This is a genomic window from Bacillus sp. PK6-16, assembly GCF_056530295.1.
The window spans coordinates 29,837-47,289 of sequence record NZ_CP096511.1; the positions used below are offsets into that span (position 1 = coordinate 29,837).

The 17,453-nt window shown below is 34.3% G+C and carries 15 protein-coding genes; 11 read left to right on the forward strand and 4 right to left on the reverse strand.

Going from position 1 to position 17,453, the window contains the following annotated elements; all coding sequences use genetic code 11:
- Positions 1 to 45: 45 nt before the first annotated feature.
- The 4 genes from M1D66_RS00175 to M1D66_RS00190 all read left to right on the forward strand — a co-directional run bounded on the left by M1D66_RS00175 (position 46) and on the right by M1D66_RS00190 (position 3,955).
- Complete coding sequence (locus M1D66_RS00175; RefSeq protein WP_012593384.1) at positions 46 to 231, forward strand: CxxH/CxxC protein; 186 nt, start codon at positions 46 to 48, stop codon at positions 229 to 231.
- A 59-nt stretch (positions 232 to 290) separates the two neighbouring features.
- On the forward strand, positions 291 to 770 hold the full coding sequence (rlmH, locus tag M1D66_RS00180; RefSeq protein WP_001027003.1) for a 23S rRNA (pseudouridine(1915)-N(3))-methyltransferase RlmH: 480 nt from the start codon (positions 291 to 293) through the stop codon (positions 768 to 770).
- 68 nt (positions 771 to 838) lie between these two features.
- Positions 839 to 2,857: a GAF domain-containing sensor histidine kinase gene (locus tag M1D66_RS00185; protein WP_242554912.1), complete on the forward strand. Its 2,019-nt coding sequence runs from the start codon at positions 839 to 841 to the stop codon at positions 2,855 to 2,857.
- 219 nt (positions 2,858 to 3,076) lie between these two features.
- Positions 3,077 to 3,955, forward strand: coding sequence for a radical SAM/SPASM domain-containing protein (locus M1D66_RS00190; RefSeq protein ID WP_000713633.1), 879 nt, complete (start codon positions 3,077 to 3,079; stop codon positions 3,953 to 3,955).
- A gap of 39 nt (positions 3,956 to 3,994) precedes the next feature.
- Here the strand turns inward: M1D66_RS00190 and pepF are convergent, their stop codons facing one another.
- Entirely contained in the window at positions 3,995 to 5,812 is a 1,818-nt protein-coding gene (gene pepF, locus M1D66_RS00195; protein ID WP_242284006.1) for an oligoendopeptidase F, read from the reverse strand.
- A gap of 135 nt (positions 5,813 to 5,947) precedes the next feature.
- Positions 5,948 to 6,931: a GMP reductase gene (guaC, locus tag M1D66_RS00200; protein WP_000432447.1), complete on the reverse strand. Its 984-nt coding sequence runs from the start codon at positions 6,929 to 6,931 to the stop codon at positions 5,948 to 5,950.
- Between the two features lie 475 nt (positions 6,932 to 7,406).
- Here guaC and M1D66_RS00205 point away from each other — a divergent pair, with 475 nt between their 5' ends.
- Positions 7,407 to 8,852 carry a DEAD/DEAH box helicase gene (locus tag M1D66_RS00205; RefSeq protein WP_001291575.1) on the forward strand — a complete coding sequence of 482 codons (1,446 nt, stop codon included), beginning with the start codon at positions 7,407 to 7,409 and terminating at the stop codon, positions 8,850 to 8,852.
- A 40-nt stretch (positions 8,853 to 8,892) separates the two neighbouring features.
- Here M1D66_RS00205 and M1D66_RS00210 read toward each other — a convergent pair whose 3' ends face one another.
- Positions 8,893 to 9,453 carry a DUF1836 domain-containing protein gene (locus tag M1D66_RS00210; protein ID WP_000427879.1) on the reverse strand — a complete coding sequence of 187 codons (561 nt, stop codon included), beginning with the start codon at positions 9,451 to 9,453 and terminating at the stop codon, positions 8,893 to 8,895.
- A 164-nt stretch (positions 9,454 to 9,617) separates the two neighbouring features.
- Between M1D66_RS00210 and trhA the strand changes: the two genes are divergently transcribed.
- From trhA to M1D66_RS00230, 4 genes are all read left to right on the forward strand, one after another.
- Entirely contained in the window at positions 9,618 to 10,265 is a 648-nt protein-coding gene (trhA, locus tag M1D66_RS00215; RefSeq protein ID WP_001099728.1) for a PAQR family membrane homeostasis protein TrhA, read from the forward strand.
- Positions 10,266 to 10,451: 186 nt separating this feature from the next.
- Positions 10,452 to 11,468 carry a UDP-glucose 4-epimerase GalE gene (galE, locus tag M1D66_RS00220; protein WP_000996540.1) on the forward strand — a complete coding sequence of 339 codons (1,017 nt, stop codon included), beginning with the start codon at positions 10,452 to 10,454 and terminating at the stop codon, positions 11,466 to 11,468.
- Between the two features lie 445 nt (positions 11,469 to 11,913).
- Positions 11,914 to 12,504 (forward strand): AmiS/UreI family transporter, encoded by a 591-nt coding sequence (locus tag M1D66_RS00225; protein ID WP_000542569.1) that lies wholly within the window; start codon positions 11,914 to 11,916, stop codon positions 12,502 to 12,504.
- Between the two features lie 99 nt (positions 12,505 to 12,603).
- Positions 12,604 to 13,491, forward strand: a complete 888-nt coding sequence (locus M1D66_RS00230) for an NAD-dependent epimerase/dehydratase family protein (protein ID WP_114555751.1) — start codon at positions 12,604 to 12,606, stop codon at positions 13,489 to 13,491.
- Between the two features lie 88 nt (positions 13,492 to 13,579).
- Here the strand turns inward: M1D66_RS00230 and sodA are convergent, their stop codons facing one another.
- Positions 13,580 to 14,206, reverse strand: a complete 627-nt coding sequence (gene sodA / locus M1D66_RS00235) for a superoxide dismutase [Mn] (RefSeq protein ID WP_000094042.1) — start codon at positions 14,204 to 14,206, stop codon at positions 13,580 to 13,582.
- A 220-nt stretch (positions 14,207 to 14,426) separates the two neighbouring features.
- Between sodA and M1D66_RS00240 the strand changes: the two genes are divergently transcribed.
- Together M1D66_RS00240 and M1D66_RS00245 are read left to right on the forward strand one after the other, a co-directional pair.
- Complete coding sequence (locus M1D66_RS00240; RefSeq protein WP_000047627.1) at positions 14,427 to 15,497, forward strand: nitric oxide synthase oxygenase; 1,071 nt, start codon at positions 14,427 to 14,429, stop codon at positions 15,495 to 15,497.
- A gap of 361 nt (positions 15,498 to 15,858) precedes the next feature.
- Complete coding sequence (locus M1D66_RS00245; RefSeq protein ID WP_001242445.1) at positions 15,859 to 17,427, forward strand: BCCT family transporter; 1,569 nt, start codon at positions 15,859 to 15,861, stop codon at positions 17,425 to 17,427.
- Positions 17,428 to 17,453: the final 26 nt, after the last annotated feature.

A 17,453-nucleotide genomic window follows, 5' to 3' on the forward strand; every position in this document is an offset into this window, starting at 1 on the left:
GGGCCTACCTCCTGTTTTCTATTGTAGAAAAGTGAGGTGAAGAAAATGAATTTACCGTGTTGTTTAGAGCATGTTGAATTAGCGTTAGATATTATTGTGGATGAGTGTGAAGTTGCGCCAGTTATCAACAATGTGGATAACTTGGAAAAAGAGAAAAAAACATGTGAATTTTGTCAAAATGAGGCGACATATGTTGTATCGAACACAGATTCTCACACAACATGTGGGTAGTATTTGTGGATATGTGGATAAGTTTTGTGGATAACATGTTTGTAAGGTGGAGGATACGTGTGAATATCTCGATTATTTCAATTGGGAAATTAAAAGAAAAATATTTGAAACAAGGTATAGCAGAATACTTAAAACGATTATCTGCATACGCAAAAGTAGAAGTAATTGAATTGCCTGATGAAAAGGCGCCAGAAAATTTAAGTGAAGCAGAAATGTTAATTGTAAAGGAAAAAGAAGGTATACGTATACTGGATAAAATTTCTGATGACACGCATGTGATTGCATTAGCTATAGAAGGAAAGCAAAAGTCATCAGAAGAATTTGCGGTAAGCCTAGATCGCCTTGCTACATACGGAAAGAGTAAAGTCGCATTTGTAATTGGTGGATCACTCGGACTAAGTTCAGAAGTGATGAAGCGTTCAAACGAATCACTTTCTTTTTCAAAGATGACGTTACCACACCAATTAATGCGATTAGTGTTGCTTGAGCAAGTGTATAGAGCGTTTCGGATTAATCGTGGGGAACCGTATCATAAGTAATGTATTCTATATAAAACACTGATATTATCATATTTATTTTATTATGCCTATAACTGGAGGCTATGTGAATGGTAAGTGATCAGACGAGATATTCTAGGCTCGCGAATATAACAAAAATAATAAATACGAAATTAGAACTACGTGACGTATTGCAGCGTGTGACAATGGCGATATCAGAGGAGATTGTTAGGTGCGACGCTGTTGGAATTTATTTACCCCAGGAAGATGGAACATTTAGAGGGTTTGCAGGAAAACCAGAGACTATAAATGGTGTAACGCTCGATACTCAAGTAATTGATCCTGAAATAGACTTACTGGCAAAAGAAGTTATTGAAACGAAAAGAACCATCTATATTCCTGATACCTCAAAGGATCATCGACCAGATCCGAGACCGGTTAATGCATTCAAAATTAAGTCCTTATTAGCTTTGCCTATCTCATTTGGGCAAGAGTTATTTGGTCTGGTTTTTTTATTTGATTATGGAATTCCGATGAACTTAACAGATTCAGAAATTCAAAGTGTTGAAGCTTATGTAAATATGGCTGCGGTTGCAATTCAAAACGCAAATAATTTAAAACAAAAGGAAAACCTTATTGCTGAGAAACAACTGTTACTAAATGTTACACGTGATTTATCGATGTGTTCCTCGATACAGGAGAGTTTTGATAAATGCTTTTTTTACCTAGAACAGATTTTAGAGAGTAAAAATATGACTGCTCATCTTCTAGATCCGCTAGACAAAACAACAATTAAAACAACGAAATTAAGTAAGGACTGTCATTGGACAGAAGCGGATTGGACAGAGAAAAGCTATGAAGCCAAGATCCAAGAGGTTATTCAAACAAAAAATATAGATAGTAAGGGTCTATTAATGATTCCATTGGTTTCAATGGGAGAAGTATTAGGGGTAATCGTCGTTGGCAAAGAAGGAAAAGCTCACAATTATGATGATTCACAACTTCAACTAGCAAAATCTATCGTTGATGCCACAGCCCCTACGTTTTCGAATTTGTTGTATATGGATCAACTAGAGAGCATAGTGGAAGAGCGAACGAGAGAGCTAGCTGCTGCTAATGAAAAAGTTACAAGTGTGATTGAATGTATTACGGATGGATTTTTTATTTTAAATAATAAATGGGAATTTACGTACGTAAATAAGCACCAATATTTTCCGCAAAGAAAAACAGCAAAAGATGTATTAGGAAAGAATATATGGAATGTTTTCCCGAGTGAAATTGACACAGTTATGTATAAGGAATTTCATCGTGCGATGTCAGAGCGAACTACAGTTCATTTCGAATTTCTTTCTACTGCAGATGAATATTGGCACGAAGTTATTGCATACCCATATGATGATGGTATTTGTTGTATTTTTAAAAACATAACGGAAAAAAAGAAATATGAACAGGAATTGAAAAGATTATCCAATATAGATTTAATAGGGCAAATGGCAGCAGGTATCAGCCATGAAATTAGAAATCCAATGACAACAGTACTGGGATTTTTACAGTTATTAAAAGAAGAGAATACCTATGAGAAACATAATAAGTACTTTCATTTAATGATTGAAGAACTTAACCGTGCCAATTCTATTATTACTGAATTTCTCTCAATGGGTAATACAAGGAAATTGGATTTGCAGATGTTAGATTTAAATTCAATTATCTGCGATATTATTCCTTTAATAAAGATTGATACGTACAATCAAAATAAATATATTCAAGTCGATACAAATGACATTCCAGAATTACTTTTAAATCGTAATGAGATACGGCAATTATTAATGAATCTATATCGTAATGGCTTAGAAGCGATGAATACAGGGAAAGTTCTAACCATTAGCACTTACAAGGAAGGTCAAAATTGTGTGGTGCTTGCAGTGCGGGATCAAGGAAAAGGTATCAGGCCTGAAGTATTAGAGAAACTGGGTACGCCGTTTTACACGACCAAAGATAATGGAACTGGATTGGGGTTAGGTGTATGTTATGCCATTGCTGCCCGCCATAATGCAAAAATAGAAATTCAAACAGGATCGGAAGGCACTACCTTTTTTGTTAAATTTAATTATGAAAATAATAAAAAATAACCTTATTTAGAATAGTTACGATGAACCGTATCATAAATAAATTTATTCTTTGTATATAAAAGGATAAAAAGACCATTGGACAAAAATTACCGATGGTCTTTTAAATATTATTAGATGGTATGTAGATTTCCTAAAATAAGTATGTTTCTATTTCTATAAAAATATGCTGTAATATGAAGAGGAAAAAGTATAAGTAGTTAGAGAAGTGAGGAATTGAAGGTGAAGAAGTTTAAGAAGTTTTACTTGGAGATTACGAGTGTATGTAATCTTGCGTGTAGCTTTTGTCCGCCGACGGAAAGGCAGAAGCAATTCATTTCTGTGGAGGATTTTGCTAAAAGATTAGACCAAATTAAACCTCACACAGACTACATTTATTTGCACGTGAAGGGTGAGCCGTTGCTCCATCCGAAAATAGATCAACTATTAGACTTAAGTCATGAAAAAGGGTTTAAAGTTAATATTACAACGAACGGAACGTTAATTAATAAGAGAAGACATAGGCTGTTAAATAAGCCTGCGTTAAGACAAATGAATTTTTCACTGCATAGTTTTGATGGACATCCAGGTTCGCAAGATAAAGAGGGCTATGTAAGGAGTATACTTTCCTTCATTAGGGAAGCGACAAGTCAATCAGATTTAATTGTATCGTTAAGGTTATGGAATTTAACTCAGGATAATAAAACAAATGCTGAAATCCAGAAAAATAGAGAGTTATTATCTATAATTGAAAATGAATTTGATCTATCTTATCAAATTGAAGAGAAGCTTACACCAGGAAAAGGTATAAAAATTGCAGAACGTGTCTTTATTAATCAAGACTATGAATTCCAGTGGCCAGCATTACATGAGGAAGAGGATGATGGGAAAGGATTCTGTCATGGACTTCGTAATCAAGCGGGTATTTTAGCGAATGGAACAGTTATTCCTTGTTGTTTAGATGGTGAAGGGATTATTAACCTTGGGAATATTAATAATGATTCATTTTCTAACATTATTGAAGGTGAAAGAGCAACAAACATTGTCGATGGATTTTCGAAAAGAGTTGCGGTTGAAGAACTTTGCAGGAAATGTGGATATCGCAAACGGTTTGGGAAGTAAATATGAAATAAGCCCTCATTAAAGCGAGGGCTTATTTTTTTATTCTTGATAAGAATGCTCTAATTCATCAATTAATGAACCAACGTAAGAAACAGCTTTACGGATTGCATCTGGTTTTGACATATCTACTCCGGCATGTTTCATTAGTTCAAGTGGTTTCATTGTACCACCAGCACGAAGCACATCTAACCAGCGATCAATAGCAGGTTGTCTTTCCTCTTTAATCATTTGAGCTACTGCAGTGGATGCAGTGAGGCCTGCGGAATATGTATAAGCATATAGACCCATATAATAATGAGGTTGACGCATCCAAGTTAAGCCTGCACCTTCATCGATTTCTACAGAATCTCCCCAGAATGTCGATAGGACATTCGTTTTGATTTCAGTTAAAGTTGTAGCTGTAAGGGCCTGTCCTTCTTCTGCTAGAGTATATACTCTACGTTGATATTCACCCTCAAGTAAGTGAGTAACAAAGTTGTGATAATATGTGCCAAGTAGTTGCAGAATAACCCATCTGCGCATTCTCTTATCGTCAGTAGTCGCTAGTAAATGCTGAGCTAATAGTAATTCATTCATAGTTGATGGTGCTTCAACAAAGTACATAGATGGGCGTACGTTCATAATACGTTGATTTTTATTTGCTAAATAAAAATGACCAGCATGTCCAAATTCATGTGCTAATGTAAAGCATCCGCGCATCGTATTTTGCCATGTAATTAAAATATAGGGATGAGAGCCGTATGGACTTGAGCAAAATGCTCCTGTTGATTTACCTACGTTATCTGCAAGATCTACCCATCTTTCTTTGAATCCTTTTTCGATTATGGAACTATATTCATCGCCTAATATTTTTAAAGAATCTTGAATGAGCGTGCCTGCGTCTTCATAAGTAATCGACGGATTAAATTCGGGATCTAAAGGTGCATGTAAGTCACAGAAAAGCATTTGATCGAGTCCTAATACTTTCCTTTTTAAATCTGCAAAACGGCGCATATGAGGTGCTAGTTCTTTATAAATAATATCAAGTTGGTTGTTATACATTTCAAGTGGAACCTTTTGTGGTTCTAATAGCATATGGGTAACAGATTCATATTTACGTAAACGAGAAAGTGTTACTTGTTTTTTTACTTCAGTAGCATATGTTGTGGCAATTGTATTTTTATATCGTTTTAGTGTGGAAACAAATGATGAATATGCTTTTCGACGTATATATGTGCTTGGAGAAAATTCATATTTGCTTTCAACTAATGAGAATGAAACAGGAAGTTCGTTTCCTTGTTCGTCTTGTATAGAAGTAAAATCCATATCGGTCAATTTAGTCATGCCGTAAATTTTGTATGGAGAACTATGAACTTCGCCAAGTGCAGCAAGTGCTTCTTCTGTTTCAGGAGAGAGTGTGTGCTGTCTTTTTTGTAGTATTTCTAGTAACGATTTACGGAAAGGTTCGAGTTTTGTTTCTTCAGTTAAATATTCTTCAATTGTTCCTTCGTCGAATGAGAGGATTTCATTATGAATAAAGGATAGTGCAGTATGTACTTTCGTCCATAAAGCAGAAATTTTGGAAGAGTTCGCTTGAATACTTGGATTTGTACGATCAGTAGATTCTTTTAAATTTGCATATGAGTATAGTTTTGTTAACGTCATTAAAAGCTCTTCTTCTAAAAGTAGGCAATTTAATAAAGTGTGGGAGCTAGTATGTAAATGCCCTTTAAATGAATCAAGTTTCTGTATATCATTTTCCAATGCGTTTAATGCAGCATGCCATTCGGCATCAGAATTATACAAATCGGATAAATCCCATGTTAGTTCAGCAGGTACCTCTGCGCGATTAAGGCGATTTTCCATTACATTTTTCAAGTCGTATCTCCTCCTTATTAAGACTATCTAAACACATAATACTAGAAAATTCAGTTAATTAAAATATTTTACATTTTTATATACAAAAAAGAAGGACAAGCATGAAAATGCTTGTCCTTCGAGTTAATTTAAGAATTAATATACTTTGTCACCATTGAAAATCGAGTTTTTCACGACAACATAATCTACAGTACGAATAGCGTCTAATTTTGTTCCGCCAGCGTAAGAGATAGAAGATTGAAGATCTTGTTCCATTTCGATTAACGTATCTTCTAAAGAACCTTTATGCTCAACGAACATTTTCTTACCTTCAACGTTTTTCTTCTCACCCTTTTGGAATTCAGAAGCAGAACCGAAGTATTCTTTATAAAGTTTGCCATCTCTTTCAATTGTTTCCCCTGGAGACTCTTCGTGACCAGCGAATAGAGAACCGATCATGACCATAGTTGCCCCAAATCGAATAGATTTAGCTACGTCGCCGTGTGTACGAATACCACCATCAGCGATAATTGGCTTACTTGCAGCTTTTGCACACCAGCGAAGTGCAGCTAGCTGCCAACCACCAGTTCCGAAGCCTGTTTTAATTTTAGTAATACAAACTTTACCAGGTCCAATACCAACTTTTGTTGCATCGGCACCAGCATTTTCTAATTCTCTTACCGCTTCTGGAGTTCCAACGTTTCCAGCGATAACGAAGCTCTCTGGTAAATGTTTTTTAATATGTTGAATCATGTTGATCACAGCATTAGAATGACCGTGTGCGATATCAATCGTGATATATTCAGGTGTAAGTTGCTCAGCAGCTAATTGTTGTACGAATTCATATTCGTCCTCTTTTACACCAACGCTGATAGAAGCGATTAATCCACGTGATTGCATATCTCTAATGAATGAGATTCGTTTCTCTGGTTGGAAACGATGCATGATATAAAAGTAGTTGTTCTCAGCTAAATAAGTTGCAATTCTTTCATCAATAATCGTTTGCATATTTGCAGGCACGACAGGTAATTTAAATTTATGTTTTCCTAAAGTGACAGTTGTATCACATTCAGAGCGGCTATTTACAATACATTTTGCAGGAATTAATTGAATATCTTCATAGTCAAATACGTTTTCCATCATTTACACCCCTAAAATACGAATATTTTATTTTTATTAATCAAAAATGTTCGTCCATAGGATAATTTACATTATTTTTATTAAGAAGTCAAAGGATTTCTTAACATTTTTTAAAAAAGTAGATTTTACATCTGAAAAAAAACGTTAAAAACGAATTTAAAATGTTTTTTTGTTTTTATTGTTCGTTTATGGGAAGGGTTGAAAAATTAAGATAATTATACAAGGGTGTATGTATTCTTTTTATTTTTTTGAGTGGATGTAGGATACTATAAAAAGGTTAATGCTAACAATACGAGCAAAAGATGTTATCAAGTAGTTGAACAATATATGAAATGAAGAGGTTTATTTCTATATAAAAAGATGAATCTGGCATGATTCACCTTTTATGTGAGGTTTCAAGTATAATAAGTAGGGTGATAGTAACGTATACAAAAGATAAAAAAGAAAATAATACAGAATAAAATGAGGTTAATATATGAGTGAAAAAAGTTTTTCTGATTATAAATTAAGTAAGGAAATTGTAAGGGCACTTACTGGGTTAGGGTATGATCATCCAACGGAAGTACAAGGTGAGGTTATTCCAGTTGCATTACAAAAGAAGGATCTTGTTGTGAAATCCCAGACTGGAAGTGGAAAAACAGCTTCATTTGGTATTCCACTTTGTGAAATGGTGGAGTGGGAAGAGAATAAACCACAAGCATTAGTTTTAACACCAACGAGAGAGCTTGCGGTACAGGTAAAAGAAGATATTACAAATATAGGTCGATTCAAAAGGATTAAGGCTGCGGCAGTTTATGGGAAATCTCCATTTGCACGTCAAAAATTAGAATTAAAGCAAAAGACACATATTGTAGTTGGGACTCCTGGTCGTGTGTTGGATCATATTGAGAAGGGTACCCTTTCTTTAGAGTGTTTGAAGTATTTAGTTATTGATGAAGCAGATGAGATGCTAAATATGGGCTTTATCGATCAAGTAGAGGCAATTATTGATGAATTACCTACAAAAAGAATGACAATGTTATTTTCAGCAACACTTCCAGAAGATGTTGAGAAATTGTCTCGTACATATATGAATTCACCAACTCATATTGAAATTAAAGCGGCTGGGATTACGACGGATAAAATTGAACATACTCTTTTTGAGGTGATAGAAGACGAGAAGCTTTCACTACTTAAAGATGTAACAACGATTGAGAATCCTGATAGCTGTATTATTTTCTGCCGTACACAAGAAAATGTAGATCATGTATATAGACAATTAAAACGAGCTAACTATCCTTGTGACAAAATACATGGTGGTATGGTACAAGAAGATCGTTTTGAAGTCATGGATGATTTTAGAAAAGGAAAATTCCGTTATTTAGTAGCAACAGATGTAGCTGCGAGAGGAATTGATATTGATAATATTACACATGTTATTAATTATGATATTCCACTTGAAAAAGAAAGCTATGTACATCGTACTGGAAGAACGGGACGAGCTGGAAATAGTGGAAAAGCTATTACATTTATAACACCATATGAAAATAGATTTTTAGAAGAGATTGAGGAGTATATTGGATTTGAAATTCCAAAGGCAATTGGACCTTCAAAAGAAGAAGTTATGAAAGAGAAAGCTGCATTTGAAGAAAAGATACATGCTAAACCAATTATAAAGAAAGATAAAAATGCAGACATCAACAAAGGCATTATGAAGCTGTACTTTAATGGCGGGAAGAAAAAGAAAATTAGGGCGGTAGATTTCGTCGGTACAATTGCTAAAATTAAAGGTGTTACAGCAGAAGATATAGGCATTATTACGATACAAGATAATGTTTCTTACGTTGAAATATTAAATGGAAAAGGACCACTTGTCTTGAAAGTCATGAAGACTACAACGATTAAAGGGAAACAACTAAAAGTTCATGAAGCAATTAAGTAAATAAAAAACTATCCACTTTAATAGGTGGATAGTTTTTTATTTATGATTCTTTTAAATCATCCACTAGTTGCTCCGCTAAACGTCTATACATATTACTCATAGTCACGAAGGATGTTAGTAGTAGAAATTTTTCTAGCTTTGTATCTTCTAAGGAAGAAATCTCATTTACTTCTGTAACACGGTTATTTACGTCTTGTTTAAAGCTTTCGACATTGCTTTCAGTAAGAGCAAGATAATTTTTATATAACGTATTTAATTCGAATGAATCATCATTTAATAAGGAGTCATTTATAGTTTCTAATGAACTTTTTATGTCGTTAATGGAGAGAGCTCCCTTTAATTGATAAATTAGGCTAATTAAAATCATATGCTCTTTTGAATACTTTTTATTTTTGATGGGGATGAATAGTTTCCCTTTTGCGTAATTATTAATCATCGTTTTGGTTAATACTTTTTCATCATCAGTTCTCGTTGTATCTGCATAAGTATTCTCAAATAGTTGAACAACTTGATCTACATATAAGTCAACATTTGGAATATCCTCAAGTTTAATGTTTTTTTCTAAATGCAATGTCTCAAGTAATTCATTTATATTTTCCACGTAGAATCCCTCACTTTTATAACTTAGTGGAACTTAATGTTTAATATATCTTTAAATATGGTATTACGAAACAAATGAATTGTAAATGTTGACCTTAAAAAGAAATGTGTATATAATTACATGTAGTTATTAAAACTATATGTAATTATATGAGGGGTGTTATTATGAATACTTATGTAAGGGAACCAGTTAATGCATTTACTCACTTAGGTGGAGCGATATTATCATTTATTGCCTTATTAGCTATGCTTGTGAAAGTTTCTATCAAGATGCCATCATTTGCTGCAATTACAGCTGTTATTTTGTTTGGTATTGGAATGATGGTCCTTTATACGGCGTCAGCTGTGTATCATAGTGTTGTGGCCAATGAACGTGTTATTTACTTCTTTAGGAAGCTAGATCATTCTATGATTTTTATATTAATTGCAGGTACATATGCACCCTTTTGCTTAATTACATTAAATTCAGCAAGTGGTTTACTATTATTTTGTTTAGTCTATGCAACTGCGATTTGTGGCATTGTATTTAAAATGTTTTGGTTTAATTGTCCAAGATGGTTATCGACAGCAATTTATATTACGATGGGTTGGTTAATTGTGTTATTCTTTGCACCGTTAGCTGAGAATTTAAGTACAGGAGGCATTATTTTCTTAGTACTTGGGGGCATTTTTTATACAATTGGTGGATTTATTTATGGCACAAAGCCAAAATGGTTAGAGTTTAAATATATGGGGCATCATGAAATTTTTCATGTTTTTGTATTATTAGGTAGTCTTGCGCATTTTCTAAGTGTATATTGTTACGTAATTTAATAAAAAAAAACGTCACATAATTTTTATTATGTGGCATTTTTTTATTACCGGATTAGAATCGTATATGTTATAAAATTATTATGGGATAAAATGTAAGTTTCTGTGTTCGCATGTTAAACATAGGATAAGAAATATGTGATATACTTTGAGAAGTTTATAATGAATGAAATATGGAGGACTATAATTATGGCAATACTTGTAACAGGTGGAGCAGGATATATTGGTAGTCATACATGTGTAGAATTACTAAATAGCGGTTACGAAGTTATAGTAGTGGATAACCTTTCGAATAGCTCGGTAGAATCTATAAATCGAGTGAAAGAAATAACAGGAAAACAATTTAAGTTTTATAAAGAAGATGTTTTAAATCGCGAAGCGCTTGACGCAATTTTTGAAGAAAATGCAATTGAAGCAGTTATTCACTTTGCAGGATTTAAAGCTGTAGGGGAGTCAGTAGCGATTCCATTAACATATTATCATAACAACATTACAAGCACGTTAGTGCTATGTGAAGTAATGCAGAAACATAATGTAAAGAAGATAATCTTTAGTTCATCTGCAACTGTATATGGTATCCCGGAAACGTCACCGATTACGGAGGAGTTTCCATTAAGTGCAACAAATCCATATGGTCAAACGAAATTAATGATTGAGCAAATTATGCGTGATGTAGCATTTGCAGATGCAGAATGGAGTATCGCATTACTTCGCTATTTCAATCCATTTGGTGCACACGAAAGTGGGCGTATCGGAGAAGATCCAAATGGAATCCCAAATAACTTAATGCCATATGTAACGCAAGTAGCGGTAGGTAAGTTAAAAGAATTAAGCGTATTCGGAAATGACTATCCAACGAAAGATGGAACAGGAGTCCGTGATTACATCCATGTTGTGGACTTAGCAAATGGTCACGTAAAGGCGCTTGAGAAAGTACTGAGTACAACGGGAGTAGATGCTTATAACCTGGGCACAGGTATGGGCTATAGTGTACTAGAGATGGTTGAAGCGTTTGAAAAAGTTTCGGGTAAGAAAGTTCCTTATAAAATTACAGAGCGTCGCCCAGGTGATGTGGCAGTATGTTTTGCTGATGCATCGAAAGCAAAGCGTGAATTAGGCTGGGAGGCAACACGCGGATTAGAAGAAATGTGTGCAGATTCTTGGAAATGGCAATCAAATAATAAAAATGGCTATTTAGAAGTTTAATGATGAATATAAAAAAATGACCTTTGCATAAAAGCAAGAGGTCATTTTTTATTAATTTTATTAGCGAACCTAGAAAAGAACGTTCGCTGTTTTAAATGATGTGATTTTACAATATCTTATGCTAGAAGGTAGTAGAATGAGATAGAGGAATGTATTATTTTATTAATTTTTTATAGAAATTGAAAGCGTATTATTGAAAAGTATTCCAACACTTGTATCATTGCTAGAGTCCGTTTATAATCAAGGAATCCTAGTTCATGTTTTAATAGGATTATTTATTATTGAAAGCGTTTTAAGTTCGCTCCTTTTTGAGGTAGGAGGTCTGACTTATTTGGATGAAAAATTATGTATGTAGTTTTAAATGGGAAGAAAAATAATATAAGTATCACTTTATAGTGTGGGGAGGTTAAAAGTGTGAAAGGTAAAGATTTTCACACGAATATATATGGGTTATGTAGGATTATTACTTTCAGGGGCAGCTTTATTTTTAAATAGTCTTGTTATATTAGGGAAAGCAGAGATGAAAAGTGCGGGTGTTTTTAATTTGTTTGTGGGTGCACTACAAATTATTATTCCGTTTTATTTGATCATGATTTCTGACCAAAGCAATTGGACAGTGTATTCATATGCGGCTACTTTCTTATTTGGATTAACTTATTTATATGTAGGTGTTACTTTTATAAAAGGAATGGATAGTAGTGGTCTAGGATGGTTTTGTATTTGGGTAGCAATTATAGCCTTATTCTATATGGTTGTTTCATTTGTTCAATTCCATGATGTTGTTAATGCGTTAACGTGGTTTATGTGGGCATTACTTTGGTATTTATTCTTTGTATTAAATACACAAAAGAAGAACATTAATCAATATCTTGGAAGGATTGCCTTCGTACAATCATGGGTAACATTGACTTTACCTTCACTCTTTTATTTTATGGGAGTGTGGGGAGAGGGATTTGTATATGAACTATGGGTTTATGTATCAGTAATTTCTATTTTGTACTTCTGTTATTGTATTTATAAATATCGAGTACGTTAATATATTTTCTGTAGAAAAGCATGGAATCGTTAAACGAATTCCATGCTTTTTATATGTTGGCACTTATAATAGAGAGGTAGTATTTTACAATTTGCTAAAATGGGGATGATGAAGTTGAAAAAAGTATTGGTGCTAGGGGGAACAAGATTTTTTGGTAAACATTTAGTAGAAGCACTTTTGCAAGAGGGGCACGATGTAACGATTGCGACGAGGGGAGTTACTGAAGATTCTTTTGGTAGCGCAGTAAAAAGAATAATTATTGATAGAGAAGATGGAAAGCTACTAGAAAAGCGTCTAGAAGGAAAAAGTTATGATATTGTATACGATAATTTATGCTATAGCTCGAATGCAGCGAAGATAATATGTGAAGTGTTACGAGGGAAAACGAAGAAATATGTTATGACATCTTCAATGGCCGTCTATGAACCTGCCCTAAGCTTATCAGAAGAAGACTTTAATCCGCACGATTATGCAATCGCGTATGGAGATAGGAATGACTTCAATTATGGTGAAGGAAAGAGATTAGCTGAAGCCGTTGTATTTCAACAAGCAACATTCCCAGTTGTTGCAGTTCGTTTTCCAGTTGTTATTGGAGAAAACGATTATACGAAAAGGTTACAATTTTACGTTGAATGTATTGTGAACCAAAAACCTATCGTTGTGGATCATGTAGATGGAACTTTGTCATTTATACATGAAAAAGAGGCAGGAGAGTTTCTAGCTTGGTGCGGAATGGAAAATGTGAAAGGGCCAATTAACGCCTGTAGTAACGGGGTAGTTTCTACGGAAGAAATTATTCATTTCATAGAAGAGAAGACAGGAATAAAAGCACTCATTCAGAAAGCTGGGGAAAATATAGCTCCTTATAATGAGGTAACTAACTGTACATTACATAATGGAAAGGCTCGTGAATTCGGATTTTTGTTCCGAGAGCTGAAACTAGAAATGAAAAATATTTTAAAACATTATATAAATACAATGAAGTAATCATAAATCCCCCGGTGGCAATCCGGGGGATTCTGGAGGATTTCGACAATACTGATTTTACATTACCAAATTTACCTTATACGTACGACTAATGTTTTTGTGATTGAATTGCTTGTAAATACTTCTCGTTTACTTGGTCCCAGTTTACTGTATGCCACCAGTTGGTAACAAACTCTGGGCGCCTATTTTGATACTTTAAATAATAAGCATGTTCCCATACATCAATTACGAGTAAGGGGATTTTCCCTTCTTGCAAAGGCGTATCTTGATTTGGTGTACTCATAACAGAGAGTTCCTCACCGTCAAGAACAAGCCATCCATAGCCACTTCCAAAACGACTAATAGCTGCTTTGGAAAGTTGATCTTTTAAGTTGTCAAAGGTATTGAAATAATAATCAATTACTTTTGCAACGTCTCCATTAGGCTCACCGCCACCTCGTGGGCTCATCACTTCCCAAAAAAGACTATGACAATAGTGACCACCACCGTTATTTCGTACAGCTGTAACAATTTCCTTCGGTAAAGTATCTAAATTACATAGCAATTCTTCTAAAGATTTATTATGTAATTCAGTATAATTTTCTAAAGTAGCATTTAAATTGTTTACGTATGTCGCATGGTGCTTTCCATGATGAATGGAAAGTGTATTGCTATCAATATGTGGCTCTAGTTCATCATAGTCATATGAAAGCTTTGGCAATTGAAATGAAGACATAACATTACCTCCTTTCTATTTTAAAAAAAGTTGGTCTAGGTAAAAATACTTTACCTGAGTCAAAAATACACCCATTTTCCATATAAGTCAATAGTAAGTCCATTAATTTTCTGAAAAATATTACAATAAAAGTAACACTCTCACTTTCATTTGTGACTCCTATCCTTTTTGCTTATACTGTAAAGTAGCAGGGTTTTGTTGAAATAGAAGGAGATTGTTTATGAGTAAAACGAAACAATTAATAGAGGAAGCAAGTAATTTTATTACGATTTGTTATAAGGAGCTTCATAAAGAACAATTGATAGAAGAACGTATAAAAGAAATTCAAATTGAGATAGAGAAGACAGGGACATATGAGCATACATTTGAAGAACTTGTTCATGGTTCACGAATGGCATGGCGTAACAGTAATAGATGTATTGGAAGACTATTTTGGAGTAAGATGCACATATTAGATGCGCGCGAAGTAAATGATGAAGAGGGTGTATATAATGCATTAATTCATCATATTAAATATGCAACGAACGACGGGAAAGTTAAACCAACCATTACGATTTTTAAGCAATATCAAGGTGAAGAAAATAATATAAGAATTTATAATCACCAATTGATTCGATATGCAGGATATAAAACAGAAACGGGAGTGATTGGTGATTCTCATTCCGCTACATTTACGGACTTTTGTCAGGGGCTTGGTTGGCAAGGAGAAGGTACGAATTTCGATGTATTGCCACTTGTGTTCTCTATAAATGGGAAGGCGCCTACATATAAAGAAATTCCGAGAGAAGAAGTAAAAGAAGTGCCAATTGAACACCCAGAATACCCTATTTCATCACTTGGAGTAAAATGGTATGGTGTTCCAATGATTTCAGATATGCGTTTAGAAATTGGCGGTATTTCTTATACAGCCGCTCCGTTCAATGGATGGTATATGGGAACAGAAATTGGGGCGCGCAACTTAGCAGATCATGATCGTTATAATTTACTTCCGGCTGTTGCGGAGATGATGGATTTAGATACATCGAGAAACGGTACCTTATGGAAAGATAAGGCGCTAATTGAGTTGAATATTGCCGTACTACACTCCTTTAAAAAACAAGGAGTTAGTATTGTTGATCACCATACTGCTGCACAACAATTTCAGCAATTTGAGAAGCAAGAAGCTGCTTGTGGTCGTGTTGTAACAGGTAATTGGGTATGGCTTATTCCGCCATTATCTCCAGCTACCACTCACATTTATCATAAACCGTATCCGAATGAAATTTTGAAGCCAAATTTCTTTCATAAATAATATTTAGTGTAGGTTTTTTCTTTGAAATATAATTTTTTTTAATTACTGTTATGTAGCAAATGGAAGCCTTTACTCTCGGTTATTTTTGGAAGAGGCTTTTTGAACCAAGGAGTACCTTATGTTATAATCAAATTTCTGTTTCGAAGACCTTATAGAAATATAAGGTCTTTTGTTTTGCTTTTTTATGTAAGAGGAAGAGGATTTTTCTTTTTAATAAGGGATTTGGCATATTTTTAGGGACAACATAAGTATGTGGGAAGTCGATAAAATGTTATGCATATATAATTATTATGTTTTTAGGTTTAAACAATAAAACATAATAAAGTTGTTTTTTAGATTGCTGAGGAAGGAGGAAGTATAAATGAGGATGAAGAGTCGAAAAACTGATTGGCCTGTATTTATTATTAGTGGTGGTTCACTTTTATTATTTGTAATTGCAGTTTTTTTGAACAAGGATTATGTAGAGAGTGCGATTAATAAAAGTTTCGCTTTTTCAATTAAATATTTCGGTGCCTTCTGGCAAGTTTTATTATTAGGTACATTTATTGTTGCGATGTGTATGGCTTTCTCCAAATATGGGAGAGTTAAGCTTGGGGGATTAGAAAAACCTGAGATTAGTACGGCAAAATGGCTTGCTATTATTATGTCTACATTACTTGCTGGAGGTGGCGTTTTTTGGGCAGCAGCAGAGCCAATGTATCATTTGATGACGGTGCCACCAATACATGATGGTATATCTGCTGGAACGAAAGAAGCAGTCATGCCTGCTTTAGCACAAAGTTATATGCATTGGGGATTTTTAGCATGGACGATTTTAGGTACAATTAGTGCGGTAGTTATGATGTATGGACATTATCATAAAGATATGCCGCTAAAACCTCGAACGCTTTTATATCCTATTTTTGGGGAAAAATTAAGAAAGAGCCTGCTTGGAACGATAATTGATGCAGCTGCAATTATTGCAGTAGCTGCAGGTACAATTGGCCCAATTGGATTTTTAGGTTTACAAGCAAGTTATGGATTACAAGAATTATTTGGAGTTTCTGATGTGTTTACTACTCAATTAGCAATTATTGTTTGTGTGGTGGCCGTGTCTACCATATCGGCAGTAACAGGTATTGATAAAGGGATTCAAATTATAAGTAATTTAAATGTTAGATTAGCAATTGTGTTAATGGCATTCATATTACTATTTGGGCCAGGTGGATTTATTATTGATTCGTTTGTTTCTTCGTTTGGATTTTATGTAAATGAGTTTATACCGATGAGCACATACCGTGGTGATACAAGTTGGTTAGGATCTTGGACAATCTTTTTCTGGGGATGGTTTATTGGATACGGACCAATGATGGCAATTTTAGTGAGTCGAATTTCAAGAGGGAGAACGATTCGAGAAATCATCGTTGCAATTGGAATTATCGCACCTATTATTACAACATTTTGGTTTACTATATTAGGTGGATCAGGCGTGTTTTATGAGTTGATGAATCCTGGGTCTATCTCGGACGCATTAAGTGAATCTGGTATGCCGGCAGCTATGATTGCAATTACAGGGCAATTGCCACTTTCTAATATTATTGGACCAGCATTTCTTTTATTAACAATTTTATTTGTAGTGACAACAGGAGATTCAATGGCGTATTCCATTTCAATGGCAGTGACTGGAGACGGAGATCCTAGAATTAGTTTGCGAATTTTTTGGTCGCTTATTATGGGCGCAGTTGCAGCAATTCTTTTATATATGGGTGAAGGAAGTATTAATGCGCTACAATCGTTTATCGTGGTGACGGCAGTTCCGGTATCAATTTTGTTATTCCCAATGCTATGGTTAGCGCCTAAAGTTGCGGGAGAATTAGCATTAAAACAAGGTATTGTAAAAGAAGAAGATAAAACTGCATTCTTATTTCAGAAGGCTAGTAAATCAAAATAAATAAAAACGTAAAAGAGGAAGCATCT

What these genes read in the sequence shown, in the direction of transcription:
- M1D66_RS00230 (WP_114555751.1), top strand. Translation starts at nt 12,604, where the DNA reads ATGGGGATGATGAAGTTGAAAAAAGTATTGGTGCTAGGGGGAACAAGA.
- sodA (WP_000094042.1), bottom strand. Translation starts at nt 14,206, where the DNA reads ATGTCTTCATTTCAATTGCCAAAGCTTTCATATGACTATGATGAACTA.
- guaC (WP_000432447.1), bottom strand. Translation starts at nt 6,931, where the DNA reads ATGGAAAACGTATTTGACTATGAAGATATTCAATTAATTCCTGCAAAA.
- M1D66_RS00240 (WP_000047627.1), top strand. Translation starts at nt 14,427, where the DNA reads ATGAGTAAAACGAAACAATTAATAGAGGAAGCAAGTAATTTTATTACG.
- M1D66_RS00185 (WP_242554912.1), top strand. Translation starts at nt 839, where the DNA reads ATGGTAAGTGATCAGACGAGATATTCTAGGCTCGCGAATATAACAAAA.
- M1D66_RS00175 (WP_012593384.1), top strand. Translation starts at nt 46, where the DNA reads ATGAATTTACCGTGTTGTTTAGAGCATGTTGAATTAGCGTTAGATATT.
- galE (WP_000996540.1), top strand. Translation starts at nt 10,452, where the DNA reads ATGGCAATACTTGTAACAGGTGGAGCAGGATATATTGGTAGTCATACA.
- M1D66_RS00205 (WP_001291575.1), top strand. Translation starts at nt 7,407, where the DNA reads ATGAGTGAAAAAAGTTTTTCTGATTATAAATTAAGTAAGGAAATTGTA.
- M1D66_RS00225 (WP_000542569.1), top strand. Translation starts at nt 11,914, where the DNA reads ATGGGTTATGTAGGATTATTACTTTCAGGGGCAGCTTTATTTTTAAAT.
- M1D66_RS00245 (WP_001242445.1), top strand. Translation starts at nt 15,859, where the DNA reads ATGAGGATGAAGAGTCGAAAAACTGATTGGCCTGTATTTATTATTAGT.
- trhA (WP_001099728.1), top strand. Translation starts at nt 9,618, where the DNA reads ATGAATACTTATGTAAGGGAACCAGTTAATGCATTTACTCACTTAGGT.